The organism is Pontibacter rugosus (assembly GCF_042678745.1).
GTDB classification, from domain to species: domain Bacteria; phylum Bacteroidota; class Bacteroidia; order Cytophagales; family Hymenobacteraceae; genus Pontibacter; species Pontibacter rugosus.
In genome coordinates, this window is record NZ_JBHTLD010000354.1 from 1 (window position 1) to 2,775 (window position 2,775).

The window sequence follows — 2,775 nt, forward strand, 5'->3', positions numbered from 1 at the left end:
CATTCACTCAATCGCTCATTCAAAATTGTTCTAGTTGCTAAAATCTACTTAATTTAAGCCCCTCATTTAGTACCTTTGCAAGTATGAAAGTAGGAATCTTTTTCGGTGGCCCATCGCGTGAGCGTGAAATCTCTTTTGCAGGTGGCCGTACGGTATACGATAATTTAGATAAAGCTCTGTTTGAGGCTGTTCCAGTGTTTGTGGATAGCCTTGGTAATTTTATTCGCTTAGACTGGCAGTACATCTACAAAGGCACCATCCGCGACTTTTACCCACCGGTAGAGGCGCTGCCGGAAAGTGTGCACGGTTTGCAGATTTACCTGGAGTCGTTGGGCGAGCTAAGTATAGAAGAGCAGGATAAGATAATTGCCAAAGCGGGCAAGCGTTTGCAACCAAACGAGTTTAAGCAGCACTTTGATTTCGCTTTCCTGGCACTACATGGCCCTTATGGGGAGGATGGTAGCATTCAGGGCTTATTAGAGTGGTACCACATGCCATACTCCGGCTCTGGTATACTTCCGTCTGCCATCGGTATAGACAAGGCGGCACAAAAAGAGCTGCTCAAGCAGAACGGCTTTGCCACGCCTGATTATAGCCTGATTAAGTATAGCGACTGGTCTGATCACAGCCAGCGGGAAGGCATTTTCAAAAACCTGGTAGCGCAGTTGGGGCTTCCTTTGGTTCTGAAAGCACCGCATCAGGGCTCTTCTATCGGTATCTCTATTGTAAAGGAAGAGGATTTCAGTTCTTTTGAAACAGGTGTTGACCGCAGCTTCTTTACCAAAACCATATACAAGAGCCAGTGGCTGGCCATGGGCGAAGAGAAGCAGCTAGCAAGTATAAAACAGCTGGTAGATATCCGTGAAGGCATCGGCATGCCGGTGTTGTTGCAGGATGGCTCCATTATTTACCATCCGGAGGAGCTTTTAAACCACCTCAACCATACTTTCTCCAGCTCCGCCACCGACAGCATTACGCTTACCAACGTGGAGCACGAGCAGCAGGTGCTGGTAGAGGCGTTTATCCAGGGCAAAGAATTTTCCTGCATTGTGGTGCAGGATGAGCAGGGGCAGCCAATAGCCTTGCCGCCCACCGAGATTGTGAAGGGCAATGAGATGTTTGACTATCGCTCGAAATACCTGCCGGGGCTAAGCCGTAAGATCACACCGATCAACCTGCCAACGGAGCAGATACAGCAGATCCGAACAGACTGCAGCAAGCTGTTTAAGGATTTCGGCTTTAACGTGTATGCGCGACTGGATGGTTTTATTACGGATAGGGGAGACATTTTCCTGAACGACCCGAATACTACCTCAGGTATGTTGCCGTCATCGTTCTTCTTCCACCAGGCCGCTGAAATCGGATTAAACCCGTCGCAGTTCCTGACTTACATTATCAGAACTTCGATTGCTGAGCGTTTGAAAACCGGTAAAGACACAGTGCAACTGACACGATTGCTGCAGCAGCTGGATAAACAAATTCAGGAGCAGCAGGCGCATCGGCATGATAAAATTCGTGTGGGTGTGATTATGGGTGGTTACTCGTCTGAGCGGCACATCTCCGTGGAGAGTGGCCGTAATATTTACGAGAAGCTTTCTTCCTCTACTAAGTATGAGCCACTGCCTATTTTCCTGACAGGCAGCAACGAGTCTCATCGCCTGTACACCATTCCGATCAATGTGATGTTGAAGGATAATGCGGATGACATCAAGGAAAAAGTGCAGTACTTTGAAAAAGGTGGGAAGCCGCATCCGGTGCTGGCAGAGATTACAGCTGAGGCAGAGAGTATCACCCGCAAGTATACGGGGCGCACTTTGCAGGAGCCACAGCGTATTTCGTATGAGCAGCTGAAGAACCTGACCGATGCGGTGTTCATTGCCTTGCACGGTCGCCCGGGTGAGGACGGTGCGCTACAAGCGGAGTTAGAGAAGCTGCATATTCCATACAACGGTTCAGGTATACGCTCCTCGCAAATCACCATTAACAAGTATGAAACCAACGAAATACTCGCTAAACATGGCGTGCTCGTGGCAAAGCATACGATGGCTATGAAAGAGGACTGGCTGAAGGATAAAGAAGCTTTCTTTCAAAGTATAGAAGCTGAATTCCAGTATCCGTTTATCTCCAAGCCTGCGGATGATGGTTGTAGCTCTGCTGTTAAAAAGATAAAGAACCGCCAGGAGCTGGAGGCATTTTCTACCCTGATCTTCCGCGAAATGGAAGAGCTGGATACGGAATGCGCCCGCACCCTGTCGCTAGGTTTCAAAGAGGAATTCCCGAATAAGGTTGGCTTTCTGGTAGAAACGCTCATCTCCAGAAACGGAGCCAAGCATTTCTTGGAAGTAACGGGTGGCCTGTTAACCAAGTACGCACCAGACGGAACAGTAAACTACGAGATATTTGAAGCCTCGGAAGCGCTGGCTGAGGGAGAGGTGCTTTCTTTGGAAGAGAAGTTTTTGGCAGGAGAAGGACAGAATATTACACCGGCCCGCTATGCAACTGATCCGGAGCGACGCCAGAAGATATCTGATAAAGTGAAGGAAGACCTGAAGCGTGTGGCCCAGATCTTAAATATAGAAGGTTACGCCAGAATAGATGCCTTTGTCCGTGTGCTGGAAAATGAAGAAGTGGAGACAATCATTATTGAAGTGAACTCCTTGCCAGGTATGACACCGGCTACCTGTATCTTCCACCAAACGGCAATCAACGGTTATAAGCCTTATGATTTTATAGATCGCATCCTACAATTTGGTGTAGAGCGGACTAAGATGAAGG

At 48.3% G+C, this 2,775-nt stretch carries 1 protein-coding gene; it reads left to right on the plus strand.

Annotation, left to right across the window (positions count from 1 at the left end):
• Positions 1-83 precede the first annotated feature (83 nt).
• Positions 84-2,775 (plus strand): D-alanine--D-alanine ligase family protein (locus ACFQ2O_RS21020; RefSeq protein ID WP_377532744.1); only part of this gene is annotated, 2,692 nt, incomplete at its 3' end.